Genomic DNA, 14,672 nt, shown 5'->3' on the forward strand with positions numbered 1-14,672 from the left:
GTACCACTGAGCCACGTCCGGCCCCGCACGCCCTGCCCAGCCCGCTCGTCCCAGGAGGCCGCATTGCGAGGATCCGTCACCCACCCCAGACCCGCACGCACCCCGAGACCCCCGCGCACCCGCAGAGCCGCCGGCGCCGTAGCCTCGGCGGCTCTGCTGTTCCCGCTGCTCGCCGCGTCCCCCGGCCCGGTCGCCGCGGCGGAGTCCACGACCGGGTTGCAGCGGGCGTTCGCCGCCGCGGCCGCCGAGTACGACGTGCCGCAGAGCGTGCTGCTGGGCGTCTCCTATCTCCAGTCCCGCTGGGACGCGCACGGCGGAGCGCCCAGCGTGACCGGTGGCTACGGCCCGATGCACCTCACGGACGCCCGCACCGCCCTCGCCACCGCACCGCACCACAGCGAGGGCACCGAGGACCCGCGCGGCGACGACGCCCGTGCCCCCCTGTACCCCGAGGCGCAGATCCCGGCCGACACCGAGATCCCGGCCCGGCTGCGGACGCTCCCCGAGGCCGCGGAGCTGACCGGTCTGGGCCCGGAGGAGTTGCGCACCGACCCGGCCGCGAACGTGGCCGGCGGTGCCGCCCTGCTCGCCGCCGCGCAACGGGACCTGGGCGAGCCGTTGACCGCCGATCCGGCGGACTGGTACGGCGCGGTGGCACGTTTCTCCGGCGCCGACGACACCGCGACGGCCGCCGCGTACGCGAACGACGTCTACGACGTGATCCGCGGCGGCGCGGAACGCACCACGGACGCCGGACAGGTGGTGGCGCTGGCCGCGCGGCCGGGCCTCGCGCCCGACACGGGGCAGCTGCGGCGCACCGGTCTGCGCACGGCGTCCGCGGCCGGCACCGAGTGCCCGGGTTCCGTCTCCTGCGAGTGGATCCCGGCGCCGTACGAGCAGTTCGGCGACAACGACTACGGAAACCACGACCTGGGCGACCGCCCCGCGTCCCAGTCGATCGAGTACATCGTCGTGCACGACACCGAGGGTGGCTGGGAGGGTGTCCTGAACCTGGTCCAGGACCCCGCCTACGTGTCCTGGCAGTACTCGCTGCGCTCCACCGACGGCCACATCGCCCAGCACGTGAAGGCGAAGGACGTGGCCTGGCACGCGGGCAACTGGTACATCAACTCCAAGTCGATCGGCCTGGAACACGAGGGCTTCCTCGCCTTCCCCGACTCCTGGTACACGGAGGCGATGTACCGGTCGTCGGCGCGTCTGGTGGCGTATCTGGCGGAGAAGTACGACATTCCGCTGGACCGGCAGCACATCCTGGGGCACGACACCGTGCCGGGTCCGACCGCCGGGACCGTGCCGGGCATGCACACCGACCCGGGGCCGTACTGGGACTGGCGGCACTACTTCGAGCTGCTCGGCCGTCCCTTCAAGGCGACGGCCCGTAAGAACGCCGGTCTGGTGACGATCCTGCCGGACTACACCGCCAACCAGCCGGTGTACACGGGCTGCACGGCCAAGGGTGAGCCGTGCGCGGCGCACGGGTCGAGTGCGGTGCGGCTGTACTCCGACCACGACGAGAACTCGGCCCTGATCAAGGACGTCGGTCTGGGCACGACCCCCACGACGGGCGTCAACGACATCTCCTCGCGGGTCTCCACCGGCCAGCAGTACGCGGTCGCCGACCGATTCGGCGACTGGACGGCGATCTGGTACCTGGGCCAGAAGGCCTGGTTCAGGAACCCCGCGGCGCGGCCGACGGCCGTGCCCGCGAAAGGGCTGCTGGTGACCCCGAAGGACGGTGTGGACAGCGTGCCGGTCTACGGGCGTGCCTACCCGGAGGCGTCGGCGTACCCGGCGGGCGTGCCCGCCCAGTCGGTGTCGCCGCTGCCGTACCGGCTGCCGGCGGGCCAGAAGTACGTGGCCGGTGACAAGGTGCCGGGCGAGTACTACTACGCGGTCACCTTCGCCACCGACTCGCACCGGGTGGTCGTGGGCAAGGACCTGTACTACGAGATCCAGTACGGGCACCGGGTGGCGTTCGTCCGGGCCGCGGACGTGCGGCTGACCACGCCGGGGACCCCGATGCCGTAGGAAGCGTCAGCCCTGCTGGAAAAGCTCCGCCGGGAGCGGCTTCAGCAGGGCGTACAGGTCGTCGGTGATGGGGCGGTCCCAGGCGGCGATGGTCACCAGGACGTTGTCGCTGCGGTCGAACTGCACGCAGGCGATGCGGCTCTCGGAGAGCTTGAGGCGGCGCACGATGAGGAGGTTGTCGCCCTGCATCACCGGCATGTCCTCGGTGCCGACGACGGTCACCTCCTCGTCGTTCTCCAGCGCGAGCAGCAGCTGGGCCACCTCGAAGGGGACCTCGTCCTCGGCGATCTCGCGGGCCGGCGAGCCCTCGGGGAGGTTGCCGATGATCATCGCGGGGCCGCGGCCGCCGAAGAGGTCGTAGCGCAGGAAGACTCCCTGGCACGTGCGTCGGGGGCGGGCAGCAGGCCGGCGCCGAGATTACCGGGCCAGTCACCCGGATCCATGGCCAGGACGTCGAAGTCGGGCCCGGCGGGCGTGGCGCTGCGGCGGCGGAGGAACGACATGCCGCCATGGTACGTGCACGCGGGCGGTCGGCGTCGGCCGGGCGCCCGCCCGTCACCGGTGGGTCGCGCGGCCGGTCGGGGCCTCCCGGACTACGAGGGTCGCCTGTGGCGTTCGTGGTGGCGGGCCACTCGGGCGCGGTTGCCGCAGGACGGTGCGCACCACTCCTGGCGCGGGTGGTCCTTGAGGAAGTAGCGGACGCAGCGCGGGGCGTGGCAGGCGCGCAGGCGCTGCCCGTCGGGGCCGGCCAGGAAGGCGATCGCGGCGTGCGCGAGGGCGGCGGTGAGGTCGCCGCCGTCCGGTACGGGCCGCCGGTGGACGCCGGGGCCGGCACCCTCGGTCCAGTACAGGAAGGGGACGGTGGGCAGGCGGGCGGCGGCGGCGTTGACGCGGTCCAGGGCCTCGGGGACGGGCAGCAGCCGGTCGGTGTCGGCGGGACTCGGCGCGCCTGGCCGTACGGCGTGCGCGAACAGGGCGCGGACGGCGGCGCGCAGGTCGCGTACGGCGGTGAGGCCGGTGGCGTCGGCGGCGTAGCCGGGGGCGACCGGGAGGTCGTGGGCGCGGGCCCGGACCCAGGTGGTGAGTCCCGCGGGCTCGGTGAGGTCGTCGGCGACCCCGCCGTGACCGTCGTGCCGGAGGGTCAGTGCGAGGTCGAGGGCGAGGCGGCTGTCGCCGGGGAGCGCGTCCTGCATGCGGCTAATGATAGAGCCGCGGGTATCCATTAGGGCGTCGGCCTCATTCCTCCGCGGGAAGCGGTGGCACCACCGCCACCGGGCTCGCCGCGTGCAGCAGGACGGCGTGCGTGACGGAGCCCAGCATGCGGGCGGGGGCCAGCAGGCGTCGGCGGTGACGGCCCAGGACGACCAGCGTGGCGTCCCGCGAGGCGGCGACGAGGTGGCCGGCCGCGTCGCCGGGGGCGGGGCGGGGCTCCGCGCGGACATCGGGATGGCGCTCCCGGTGCGGGGCGAGGAAGCCGTCGGCGAGGGCGCGCGTCTCGCGTTCGACGGCGTCCTGGTCGACGGCGGGAGGGAGGAGTTCGCCGGGGGCGGCGGTCCAGGTCCGGACGGGCCAGGGGTAGGCGGCGACCACCTGGAGGCGGGCGTCGCGCAGGGCGGCCTCGGTGAAGGCGAGGGTGAGCGTGGCGTCGTCGGGACTGTCCACGTTGAGGCCGACGACGACCCGCGGGCCGGGCTCGGGGGGTGGGCCCTCGACCTCGCGGCCGGGCCTGGGCACGATCACGACGGGGCACTCGGCGTCCCGGGCGGCGGTCATGCCGTTGGAGCCGAGGAGCAGGCCGGCGAAGCCGCCCCGGCCCCGGGAGCCGAGCACGAGCAGTTCGGCCTCGGCGCCCAGTTCGGGAAGGAGTGCGCCGGGCGCCCCGTCGAGACCGACGTACTCCACGTCCGGGCCGTCCGCGGTCGCTTCCAGCCGGGCGCGGGCGTCGGTGAGGACGGGGTCCTCGTCCGGGGGCGGGGGCATGATCAGCGGTGCGCCGGGCTGCGTCCACGCGGCGTAGTGGCGCACATGGCACACGCGGAGCGCCGAGCCGCGTCTGCGTGCCGCGTCCACGGCCCAGTCGAGGGCGCGCAGGCTGTCCTCGGAACCGTCGACCGCCACGGCGACCGGCAGGGTGCTCATGGTCCTCACCTCCGGAATACGACCTGGGTGCTGGTGGGACCAGCCTGGCCCAGGCAGCGGCCCCGGCCGGCTCTCACCGGTCGCGTGTCCGGAAAACGAGGGACGACACCGCCGGTTCGGCCCGTCGCGGCGGCTCGTGACGGTGGTTCGTCCCGGCGGCCGGGCCGGGTCGGGGGCCTCAGGTCAGGTCGAACTCCCCCTCACGTGCCCCCGACACGAACGCGCCCCATTCGGCGGGCGTGAAGATCAGGGAAGGGCTCTCGGGGCGGCCGCTGTTGCGCATCGCGATGAATCCCTCGACGAAGGCGATCTGGACATCCCCCCGACCCTGGCTGCTGGACTGCCACTCGGCGGTGCTGAGGTCCAGCTCCGGCTTGTCCCAGCCCGTGAGCGGCTGCTGCTGGATGGTGCTCTCGGCCACGTCCGTGCTCCTCCCGGTTCGTCGTCCGCGGCCAGCCTAGCGATCGGTCCCTGGTGCCGACAGAGCACGTGAGGGGGACCTTTCAGGTCTGCGGCGGGGCCGCGCCGACGAGCCACATGGAGAAGAACTGCGAGCCGCCCCCGTAGGCGTGCCCGAGGGCCCTGCGGGCCCCGTCCACCTGGTGTTCCCCGGCCTGTCCGCGCACCTGGAGAGCCGCCTCCGCGAAGCGGATCATGCCGGAGGCGCCGATGGGATTGGTCGACAGCACACCGCCCGACATGTTGACGGGCAGGTCCCCGTCCAGCTCGGTCGCCCCGGCCTCGGTGAGTTTCCAGCCCTCGCCCTCGGCGGCGAAGCCGAGGTTCTCCAGCCACATGGGCTCGTACCAGGAGAACGGCACGTACATCTCGACGGCGTCGATGTCCCGGCGCGGGTCGGAGATCCCGGCCTGCCGGTAGACGTCGGCGGCGCAGTCCTTCCCGGCCTGCGGGGACACGGCGTCCTTCCCCGCGAACAGGGTCGGCTCGCTGCGCATGGCACCGCCGTGCATCCAGGCGGGCGGGCGGGGGGAGCGGGCCGCCCCCGCGCGGTCGGTGAGGATCATGGCGCAGGCGCCGTCGGAGGAGGGGCAGGTCTCCGAGTAGCGGATCGGGTCCCACAGCATGGGCGAGGCCTGGACCTTCTCCAGCGTGATGTCGTGCTCGTGGAGGTGGGCGTAGGGGTTCTTGAGGGCGTTGCGGCGGTCCTTGTACGCGACGAGGGAGCCGATGGTGTCGGGTGCGCCGCTGCGCCGCATGTACGCCCGTACGTGCGGGGCGAAGAAGCCGCCCGCGCCCGCCAGCAGGGGTTGCTGGAAGGGGATCGGCAGGGACAGGCCCCACATGGCGTTGGACTCGGACTGCTTTTCGAAGGCGAGCGTCAGGACGGTGCCGTGGACGCGCGCCGCCACCAGGCTGGCCGCCACCAGTGCCGTCGATCCGCCGACCGAGCCCGCCGTGTGGACCCGCAGCATCGGCTTGCCGACCGCGCCGAGGGCGTCGGCGAGGTACAGCTCGGGCATCATGACGCCCTCGAAGAAGTCGGGCGCCTTGCCGATGACGACGGCGTCGACGTCGGCCCACGTCAACTCGGCGTCGTCGAGGGCGCGCCGGGCCGCCTCGCGCACCAGGCCGGCGATCGACACGTCCCGCCGGGCGGAGACGTGCTTGGTCTGGCCGATCCCGACGACGGCCACGGGCTCCTTGCTCATCGCGGATCCCCTTCGAGTACGGCGACCAGGTTCTGCTGCAGACACGGGCCGGACGTGGCGTGGGCGAGGGCGCGGTCGGAGTCGCCGCGGTGGATGCGGGCGGCGGCCTCGCCGATGCGGACGAGTCCGGCGGCCATGACGGGGTTGGCGGCGAGGGCGCCGCCGGAGGGGTTGACCCGCACGGCGTCGTCGAGTCTCAGCGCCTTGCGCAGGACGACCTCCTGGGAGGTGAACGGGGCGTGGAGTTCGGCGGTGTCGACGGGCCGTTCGAAGGCGCCGGCCCGTTCGGCGGCCAGGCGGGCGGAGGGCGAGTCGGTGAGGTCGCGCACGCCCAGGGAGTGCGCCTCGATGCGGTGGTCGACGCCCCGGATCCAGGCGGGGCGTGCGCACAGTTCGCGGGCCCGTTCGCCGGCCGCGAGGATCACGGCGGCGGCTCCGTCGCCGATGGGCGGGCAGTCGCCGGTGCGCAGCGGGCGTACGAGCGGGGCGCCCTGCGGTACCGGGCCGCGGAGCTGGGCGTGGGGGTTGGCGGTGGCGTCGGACCGGCTGCGGGCGGCGATCGCGGCGAGGGCGGACTCGTCGGTGTCGCCCGCGTCGATGAGGGCCTGGGCCTGGAGGGCGGCGAGGGCGACGGAGTCGGGCCAGAGGGGAGCCACGTAGTACGGGTCGAGCTGGCGGGTGAGGACGTCGCGGAGCGGGCCGGGCGAGGACTTGCCGTAGGCGTAGACGAGCGCGGTGTCGGCGTCGCCGGTGAGCAGTTTGGTCCAGGCCTCGTACAGTGCCCAGGCGCCGTCCATCTCGACGTGGGACTCGGAGATCGGGGGCCAGGCGCCGACGCCGTCCAGGGCGAGGGTGAAGGAGAAGGCGCGGCCCGCGAGGTAGTCGCTGGACCCGGAGCAGGTGAAGCCGATGTCGGCGGTCCTCAGGCCGGTGAGGTCGAGGACCTCGTGCAGGACCGGCATCAGCATCTCGACCTCGGACAGGTCGTCGGAGGTGCGGCGGTGGTCGGTCTGGGCGAAGGCGACGACGGCGATGTCCCGCGCGGTGGCGGGTGCGTGGCGCGTCACGGCAGCTCCTTGTAGGTGTCGTAGTCCGCGTCGGGTTCGCCGGTCGGCCGGTAGTGGTCGGGGTAGCGGGCGCCCTCGGTCCAGACGGGCTCGACGCGCAGCCCCATGCGCACCTGGTCGTAGGGGATGCCGCCGATCCGGCCGTGCAGGGCCAGGCCGGCGCCGTCGAGGGCGATGTGGGCGTAGACGTAGGGGACTTCGATGTCGAGGTTCTTCGCCTTGATGTTGACGACGCAGAACGTGGTGACCGTGCCGCCGGGCCCCACTTCCACCTGTTCCGATGTGGCGACACCGCATGTGGGGCACGCACCCCTGGGGGGTACGTAGACCTTGCGGCAGGAGGGGCAGCGTTCGCCGACGGTGCGCCGGTCGGAGAGGGCGTTGATGTAGGCGCTCTGGGCGCGACCTGGCGAGTACGTGTAGTCGAGGCGGGCGGCGGCGACGATGCCGGTGACCGCGTCGTCGAACTCGCCGCTGTGCCCCGCCGGTTCGGCAGGTTCACCGTCGTACGGCTCGAAGCAGGCGATGTCGGTGATCGCCCCGGCGCGCTCCTGCGCCCAGCGGACGCGGACCCGCATGCCGGTGTGCACGGAGTCGGGGCCGGGGGCGTCCAGGGCGTGCAGGAGGGCGGTGTCGGCTCCGTCGAGTCGGACGAGGACCCAGGCGAAGGGGGTGTCGAGGGGCTGGTCGCGGCGGGGTTCGTGGTTCCAGGCCCAGGTGGTGACCGTGCCGGTGGGGGCGACCTCGACGAGGTCGCGGATCTCCTCGGCGGTGACCGGGTCGTACTCGACGGGCGGGACGAGGGTGCGGCCGTCGCGGGTCTTCACGCCGAGGACGACGCGTTCGCGCAGGCCGGTCAGGAAGGCGCTCTGGACCGGGCCGAGGGAGCGGGTGAAGGGGAATTCGACGACCAGTGGGGCTTTGAGGACTTCGGGCACGGGGTCTCCCTCGTCAGGCGCGCTTGTAGACAGGTGGCCGCTTCTCCGCAAAGGCGCGGGCGCCTTCCTTGGCATCGGCGGTGTCGAAGACCGGCCAGCCGCGCGCGAGTTCGGCGGCGAGGCCGTCCGTCTCGGTCATCCCGGCGGTCTCGTACACCGACGCCTTCACGGCCTCGACGGCCAACGGGCCGCAGGCGTTGACCTGTTCGGCGATCTCCAGGGCCCTTTCCAGGGCCGTGCCGTCCGCGACCACATGGCCGATCAGCCCGATCGCGGCGGCCTCGCGCGCGGTGTACGGCCGTCCGGTGAGCAGCATCTCCAGGGCGTGGGTGCGCGGGATCTGGCGCGGCAGGCGGACGGTGGAGCCGCCGATCGGGAACAGGCCGCGGCGCACCTCGAAGAGGCCGAAGGTGGCGGACTCGCCCGCGACGCGGATGTCGGTGCCCTGGAGCATCTCGGTGCCGCCGGCGACGCAGTACCCCTCGACGGCGGCGATCACGGGTTTGCGGGGGCGGTGGTGGCGCAGCATCGCCTTCCAGTGCAGGTCGGGGTCGGCGCTGAGCCGGTCACGGTACTGCTCGCCCTCCATGCCCTCTCCGGCCAGGGCCTTGAGGTCCATGCCGGCGCAGAAGGTGCCGCCCGCGCCGGTGAACACGACGGAGCGGACCGAGTCGTCCTGGTCGGCCTGGAGCCAGCCGTCGTGGAGGCCGACGAGCATGGCCGGTGAGAGCGCGTTCTTCGCCTCCGGCCTGTTGAGGGTGAGCACGAGTGTGGCGCCTTCACGCCGCACGGTGAGGTGTTCCGTACCGCCCACGGCCGTCTCCCGTCTGCCTGCCACGTCCAGAACGAGAACAGGTTGCAGGAGTGGGGATGGCACTTCAAGGGTTTTCTGACAGACAGTCAGATTTTCTGGTGAGGGCCCTTCCCCCTTGGGGCGCCCTTTGCTCTGATGACCGGCAACCGTCAGCGGAGCCAGACCCGTCCGAGATCAGGAGGAACGGTGGAGTACAACCTTGCCGACCTGTTCGAGTCGGTCGTCGACGTGGTGCCGGACCGCGAGGCCCTGGTGTACGTCGACCACCCGGGCACGGGCGCGGAACGCCGGCTGACGTATGCCGAACTGGACGCGGCGGCCAACCGGATCGGCCACCACCTCCTCGACAGCGGTGTCCGTCCCGGCGAGCATCTCGGGCTGCACCTCTACAACGGGGTGGAGTACCTCCAGACCGTACTCGGCTGCCTCAAGGCGCGGATCGTGCCGGTCAATGTCAACTACCGCTACGTCGAAGAGGAGTTGGTCCACCTCTACCGGGACGCGAATCTGGTCGCGCTGGTCTTCGACACGGAGTTCGCGGAGCGGGTGGCGGGGGCCCTGCCGCAGGTTCCGGAGCTGCGGCACCTGATCCGGGTGGGGGCGGACCCACAGGCGTCCCGCTCGGCCCTTCCCTTCGCGGACGCGAGGCGCGCGGTGCCCCCGGGCGCGGGTTCCCGCCGCGCTCGGCCGACGACCAGTTCATCATCTACACGGGTGGCACCACCGGGCTGCCCAAGGGGGTGATGTGGCGTCAGGAGGACCTGTTCTTCGCCGGTCTGGGCGGTGGGGCGCCGACCGGGGAGCCGGTGAGGAAGCCGCAGGAGCTGGCCGAGCGGGTCGCGGCCGGCGGGTCGGGGATCACCTTCTTCCCCACTCCCCCGCTGATGCACGGAACCTCCACCCTGACCGCGTTCATCGGCTTCTTCTTCGGCCAACGTGTGGTCGTGCACCGCAAGTTCGTGCCCGAGGAGGTGCTGCGGACCGTGGCGAAGGAGAAGGTCACCAGCATCTCCCTGGTCGGCGACGCGATGCTCCGGCCGCTGATCGACGCGCTCCAGGGCCCGTTGAAGGGCACGGACTGCTCGTCGGTGTTCAGCGTCTCCTCGTCCGGGGCGATCATGTCGGACACCGTCCGCGCCCAGTTCCGGGTGCTCCTGCCGAACGCGGTGCTGCTCAACAACTTCGGCTCCTCGGAGTCCGGCTTCAACGGCACCGCGACCGACGACTCCGGGCCCGAGCGCGGCTTTCGCGTGCGCGTCAACTCCCGCACGCGGGTGGTCGACCCCGTCACGCACGAACCGGTCGCGGCGGGCGAGGTGGGCCGGGTCGCCCAGCGCGGCCATGTTCCCCTCGGCTACTACAACGACCCGGTGAAGACCGCCGAGACCTTCTTCGAGAAGGACGGCGAGCGCTGGGTGCTGCTCGGTGACATGGCCACGGTCGACGCGGACGGGGTGGTGATCGTCCTGGGCCGGGGCTCGCAGTGCATCAACACCGGTGGCGAGAAGGTGTACCCCGAGGAGGTCGAGCAGGCCCTCAAGGCGCATCCCGACGTGTACGACGCCCTGGTGGCGGGGGTGCCGGACGCGACCTGGGGCAGCCATGTGGCGGCGGTGGTCCAGTTGCGCACGGGCGCGCCGCGGCCCTCCCTGGACGAGATCCAGACCCACTGCCGTGCCCGCCTCGCCGGGTACAAGATCCCGCGCCAGCTGGTGATCACGGAGTCCGTCCGCCGTTCGCCGAGCGGCAAGGCGGACTACCGATGGGCGCGGGAGGTGGCGGTGGCGGCGGACGGGTGAGGCCGGGGTGCCCGCCCTATCCTGCCGTCGGCGGCGGGCGCAGGCCGGTGCCGGTCCCGGTGAGGAAGGCCTCGGTGCGGGCGGTGAACCACTGCGGGTCGTCCAGCCACGGGTAGTGGGCGGCTCCCGGCTGCACGGCGAACTCGGCGCGCGGGAAGACGTCGGCGACGAGCCGGGCCAGTTCGGGGCGGGGTCCGCCGTCCACCTCGCCGGCGAGCACCAGCACCGGGGTGTCGACGTGGGCCAGGGCGCCGCAGGGCGGGCGGGTCGGTAGGCGGCGGGGTCGTGGAAGCGATCGCCCGCGTCGTCGTTGGTCTGCTGGTCCGCGGCTGCCGCGTGGGCGCGGGCGGTGTCGTCCCAGCGGCCGTAGAAGAAGGCGTCGACGGTCTCGGAGTCGATGTCCTCCCCGGCCGCTCCGGTCACCCATGCCTCGAACGCGGGGAAGGCCGTCGCGAACCAGGGCTCGGCCGCGCGCAGGCGCGCCGCGGCGAGCCGTTCCTGCGGGGTGGCGGGCCGGCCGAGGGCCCAGGGAATGGCCGTGACGAGCACCAGCCGGTTCACTCGCCGGGGATGGCGGGCCGCGTGGAGCATGGCGAGGCTGCCGCCCGCGGAGTGCGCCAGGACGTCCATCCGCTCCAGGCCCAGGTGGGCGCGGAGCGCCTCCACGTCCTCGACCTGCCGGTCGCAGCGGTACGTCGCCGGGTCCGCCGGGGTCGCGGAGCCGCCGGTGCCGCGCAGGTCGAGCAGGATCAGGCGGCGGTGGGCGGCGAGGCCGCCGAGGTCGCCCAGGTACTCCGAGGCCCGCATGGGCCCGCCGGGCAGGACGACGAGGGGCTCGCCCTCGCCCCGGACGTGGTAGGCGAGGGCGGTTCCGTCGGGCGCGGTGAAGATCGGCATGCGCTGATCCTCGGCGCCGGGCGGCTGTGGACGCAACGGCGTTCCCGGAGGTCCGGAAAGTGCGGCCCGGTCTCTTGCCTCACCGGGGTACGTCTGGATCAATGATCCGTGAGGCGACGACCGAATGATCGGTCGTCCGGATGGCGCGGTCGGCACAGTCGGCGAGGGAGGCGTCCGTGGCGGATGCGAGGGACCTGCGGGACGAGGGCGAACGGCTCGGCCCGGACGCGCTGCGCACGCTGCAACTGGAGCGACTGCGGGCCACGTTGCGGCACGCCTACACCCATGTGCCCTTCTACCGGCAGGCGTTCGACCGGGCGGGCCTCCACCCCGACGACTGCCGCGACCTCGCCGACCTCTCCCGGTTCCCCTTCACCACCAAGGCGGACCTGCGCGAGAACTACCCGTACGGCATGTTCGCCGTGCCGCGCGAGCAGGTCGCCGGATCCACGCCTCCAGCGGCACCACCGGCCGTCCCACGGTCGTCGGGTACACGGAGAACGACCTGTCCCTGTGGGCGGACCTGGTGGCCCGCTCGATCCGGGCGGCGGGCGGCCGGCCCGGCGACACGGTTCATGTGGCTTACGGCTACGGCCTGTTCACCGGCGGTCTGGGTGCCCACTACGGCGCCGAACGGCTCGGCTGTACGGTCGTCCCCGCGTCCGGCGGCATGACGTCCCGCCAGGTGCGGCTGATCCAGGACCTGCGGCCGGGGATCATCATGGTGACCCCGTCCTACATGCTCACCCTGCTCGACGAGTTCGAGCGGCAGGGCGTTGATCCGCGCGGCACCTCCCTGCGGGTGGGGATCTTCGGTGCCGAGCCGTGGACGGAGGCGATGCGCCGGGAGATCGAGGAGCGGTGCGCGATCGACGCGGTCGACATATACGGGCTGTCGGAGGTGATCGGCCCCGGAGTGGCGCAGGAGTGCGTGGAGACCAAGGACGGGCTGCACATCTGGGAGGACCACTTCTACCCGGAGATCGTCGATCCGCTCACGGGCGAGGTGCTGCCGGAGGGCGAGGAGGGTGAACTGGTGTTCACCTCGCTCACCAAGGAGGCGATGCCCGTGATCCGGTACCGGACGCGCGACCTGACCCGGTTGCTGCCGGGCACGGCGCGGGTGTTCCGGCGGATGCGGAAGGTGACCGGGCGCAGTGACGACATGATCGTCCTGCGCGGGGTGAACCTCTTCCCCACCCAGGTCGAGGAGATCGTGCTGCGCACACCGGGAGTCGCCCCGCACTTCCAGCTGCGGCTGACCCGCGAGGGCCGCCTCGACGCCCTCACCGTCCGCGCGGAGGCCCGCCCGGACGCCACGCCCGAGGACCGTGACACGGCCGCCCGCGCGATCGCCGCGGCGGTGAAGGACGGTGTCGGTGTCTCGGTCGCCGTCGAGGTCGTGGACCCGGAGTCGCTGGAGCGGTCGGTGGGGAAGATCCGGCGGGTCGTGGACCTGCGTCCGCGCGGGTGACCGATCCCGCGGACCGTGGACCTGCGTCCGCTCGGGTGACGAGGGGAAGAGCCTCAAGCGGGAGCTACGCGCCGGAGAGGCGGTCCCGCAGCTCCCGCTTGAGGATCTTCCCGCTGGCGTTGCGCGGCAGTTCGTCCACGAACACGACCCGCTTGGGGGCCTTGAACGCGGGGAGCTTCTCGCGGGCGTGGGCGACCAGTTCGGCCTCCGTGACCTCGCCGCGGGAGACGACGACCGCGGTGACGGCCTCGATCCACTTCTCGTCGGGCAGGCCGATCACGGCGGTCTCGGCGACGGCCTCGTGCGTGTAGAGGGCGTCCTCGACCTGGCGCGAAGCGACCAGTACGCCACCGGAGTTGATGACGTCCTTCACCCTGTCGACGATCGTGAAGTAGCCGTGGGCGTCGCGCACGGCGAGGTCGCCGGAGTGGAACCAGCCGTCGCGGAAGGCCTCGGCCGTCTCCTCGGGCTTCTCCCAGTAGCCCTCGCACAACTGCGGGGAGCGGTAGACGATCTCGCCGGGTGTCCCGTCGGGAACGTCCGCGCCGTTCTCGTCGACCACGCGCGCGTCGACGAACAGGACGGTGCGTCCGCAGGAGTCCATGCGTCCCTTGTGCTCGTCGGGGGCGAGGACCGTGGCGAGGGGGCCGATCTCGCTCTGTCCGAAGCAGTTGTAGAAGGAGAGCTTCGGCAGGCGCTCGCGCAGCCGTTCCAGGACGGGCACCGGCATGATCGACGCCCCGTAGTACGCCTTGCGCAGCCCGCCCAGATCGCGGGTGCCGAAGTCGGGCCGGTTGGCGAGGCCGATCCACACGGTGGGCGGGGCGAAGAGACTGTCGACGCGGCCCGCCTCGATCAGGTCGAACAGCCGGTCGCCGTCGGGCGCGTCGAGGATGACGTTGGTGGCGCCCACGGCGAGGTACGGCAGCAGGAACACGTGCATCTGCGCCGAGTGGTACAGCGGGAGGGAGTGCGCGGGGCGGTCGCCGGCGCTCAGGTCGAGGGCGGTGATCGCGCTGAGGTACTCGTGGACCAGGGCGCGGTGGGTCATCATCGCGCCCTTGGGCTGGGCCGTCGTACCGGAGGTGTACAGGAGCTGGACCAGGTCCTCACCGCGTGGCTCGGGGCCGTCGTGGGCGGGGGCGGTGGCCAGCAGGGCGAGGAGCGAGTCGTCGGTGTCGCGCAGCGGCAGCGTCCGTACGCCGCCGGGGAGGCGTTCGGCGAGGTCGGGATCAGTCAGGACCAGGGTGCTGCCCGACTGGCCGACGATGTACGCGAGGTCGTCGCCGGTGAGGTTCTGGTTGACGGGGACGTGGACCAGGCCGGCGCGGGCGCAGGCGAGGAACGCCACGAGGTAGGCGTCGGAGTTGTGGCCGTAGGCGCCGACCCGGTCGCCGGGAACGAGTCCCTGGCCGAGCAGGGCACCCGCCGCGCGGGAGACGGCCTCGTCGAGTTCCTCGTAGGTCCAGGTGCGGTCGCGGTACTCCACCGCCACGCGCGCGGGGGTGCGTCGGGCACTGCGGCGCAGCACCCCGTCGACGGTGCTGCCGTGTCCGGGCGTCATGGCACATGATCCTCGGCGGGCCGCCCGGGCAGGTCAAGTCACCGGCACACCCGGGCGGGTCAGTCCGGCTCGCCGCCCACCCCGGTCCGTCGGCCGGGACGCCCATGAGGGAGACGACGGTCTCCTCGCGGATGTCGTCGCCGAGAACGGAGGCCGCCGAAAGGGCATTCCGGAACGGCGTGAGGTCGAGCGGGACGGGCGGCGGCGGATCGTCGCCGTCGCGGACGCCCACGCACCGGCGGTCCCGGTGGGGCTCGCCGC

At 72.9% G+C, this 14,672-nt stretch carries 10 protein-coding genes and 4 pseudogenes; 3 read left to right on the forward strand and 11 right to left on the reverse strand.

What is annotated here, in order from left to right; translation table 11 throughout:
• The first annotated feature begins 63 nt into the window (after positions 1-63).
• Entirely contained in the window at positions 64-2,049 is a 1,986-nt protein-coding gene (locus BM536_RS04770) for an N-acetylmuramoyl-L-alanine amidase (protein ID WP_094102563.1), read from the forward strand.
• Positions 2,050-2,055: 6 nt separating this feature from the next.
• Here the strand turns inward: BM536_RS04770 and BM536_RS04775 are convergent.
• The 8 genes and pseudogenes from BM536_RS04775 to BM536_RS04810 all read right to left on the reverse strand — a co-directional run bounded on the left by BM536_RS04775 (position 2,056) and on the right by BM536_RS04810 (position 8,677).
• Positions 2,056-2,552 (reverse strand): annotated as a pseudogene (locus tag BM536_RS04775) (hypothetical protein).
• 90 nt (positions 2,553-2,642) lie between these two features.
• Positions 2,643-3,242 (reverse strand): CGNR zinc finger domain-containing protein, encoded by a 600-nt coding sequence (locus BM536_RS04780; protein ID WP_094102564.1) that lies wholly within the window; start codon positions 3,240-3,242, stop codon positions 2,643-2,645.
• A gap of 43 nt (positions 3,243-3,285) precedes the next feature.
• On the reverse strand, positions 3,286-4,188 hold the full coding sequence (locus BM536_RS04785) for a universal stress protein (RefSeq protein ID WP_094102565.1): 903 nt from the start codon (positions 4,186-4,188) through the stop codon (positions 3,286-3,288).
• Between the two features lie 178 nt (positions 4,189-4,366).
• On the reverse strand, positions 4,367-4,609 hold the full coding sequence (locus tag BM536_RS04790; protein WP_073493381.1) for a DUF397 domain-containing protein: 243 nt from the start codon (positions 4,607-4,609) through the stop codon (positions 4,367-4,369).
• Positions 4,610-4,691: 82 nt separating this feature from the next.
• Positions 4,692-5,858, reverse strand: coding sequence for a thiolase domain-containing protein (locus BM536_RS04795; RefSeq protein WP_073493379.1), 1,167 nt, complete (start codon positions 5,856-5,858; stop codon positions 4,692-4,694).
• Positions 5,855-6,925 carry a thiolase domain-containing protein gene (locus tag BM536_RS04800; RefSeq protein WP_094102566.1) on the reverse strand — a complete coding sequence of 357 codons (1,071 nt, stop codon included), beginning with the start codon at positions 6,923-6,925 and terminating at the stop codon, positions 5,855-5,857. Before BM536_RS04800 ends, BM536_RS04795 begins: the two co-directional genes overlap by 4 nt.
• The gene (locus tag BM536_RS04805; protein ID WP_094102567.1) at positions 6,922-7,863 is read right to left on the reverse strand and encodes a Zn-ribbon domain-containing OB-fold protein; all 942 of its coding nucleotides are present in this window, start codon (positions 7,861-7,863) and stop codon (positions 6,922-6,924) included. Before BM536_RS04805 ends, BM536_RS04800 begins: the two co-directional genes overlap by 4 nt.
• A gap of 13 nt (positions 7,864-7,876) precedes the next feature.
• Positions 7,877-8,677 (reverse strand): crotonase/enoyl-CoA hydratase family protein, encoded by an 801-nt coding sequence (locus BM536_RS04810; RefSeq protein ID WP_073493375.1) that lies wholly within the window; start codon positions 8,675-8,677, stop codon positions 7,877-7,879.
• Between the two features lie 186 nt (positions 8,678-8,863).
• On the opposite strand from BM536_RS04810, the pseudogene BM536_RS04815 reads away from it, so the two are divergent.
• Positions 8,864-10,476, forward strand: a pseudogene (locus tag BM536_RS04815) (acyl-CoA synthetase).
• 16 nt (positions 10,477-10,492) lie between these two features.
• Here BM536_RS04815 and BM536_RS44705 read toward each other — a convergent pair.
• Both BM536_RS44705 and BM536_RS44710 read right to left on the reverse strand, forming a co-directional pair.
• The gene (locus BM536_RS44705; RefSeq protein ID WP_425444603.1) at positions 10,493-10,702 is read right to left on the reverse strand and encodes an alpha/beta fold hydrolase; all 210 of its coding nucleotides are present in this window, start codon (positions 10,700-10,702) and stop codon (positions 10,493-10,495) included.
• Between the two features lie 217 nt (positions 10,703-10,919).
• Positions 10,920-11,373 (reverse strand): annotated as a pseudogene (locus tag BM536_RS44710) (alpha/beta fold hydrolase); the annotation flags it as partial.
• Positions 11,374-11,549: 176 nt separating this feature from the next.
• Between BM536_RS44710 and paaK the strand changes: the two are divergent.
• Positions 11,550-12,847: pseudogene (paaK, locus tag BM536_RS04825) on the forward strand (phenylacetate--CoA ligase PaaK).
• A gap of 64 nt (positions 12,848-12,911) precedes the next feature.
• On the opposite strand, the gene BM536_RS04830 reads toward paaK, so the two are convergent.
• Positions 12,912-14,411, reverse strand: a complete 1,500-nt coding sequence (locus BM536_RS04830) for an acyl-CoA synthetase (RefSeq protein WP_073493371.1) — start codon at positions 14,409-14,411, stop codon at positions 12,912-12,914.
• Positions 14,412-14,672 lie beyond the last annotated feature (261 nt).

This window comes from Streptomyces phaeoluteigriseus (assembly GCF_001896135.2).
GTDB lineage: Bacteria > Actinomycetota > Actinomycetes > Streptomycetales > Streptomycetaceae > Streptomyces > Streptomyces phaeoluteigriseus.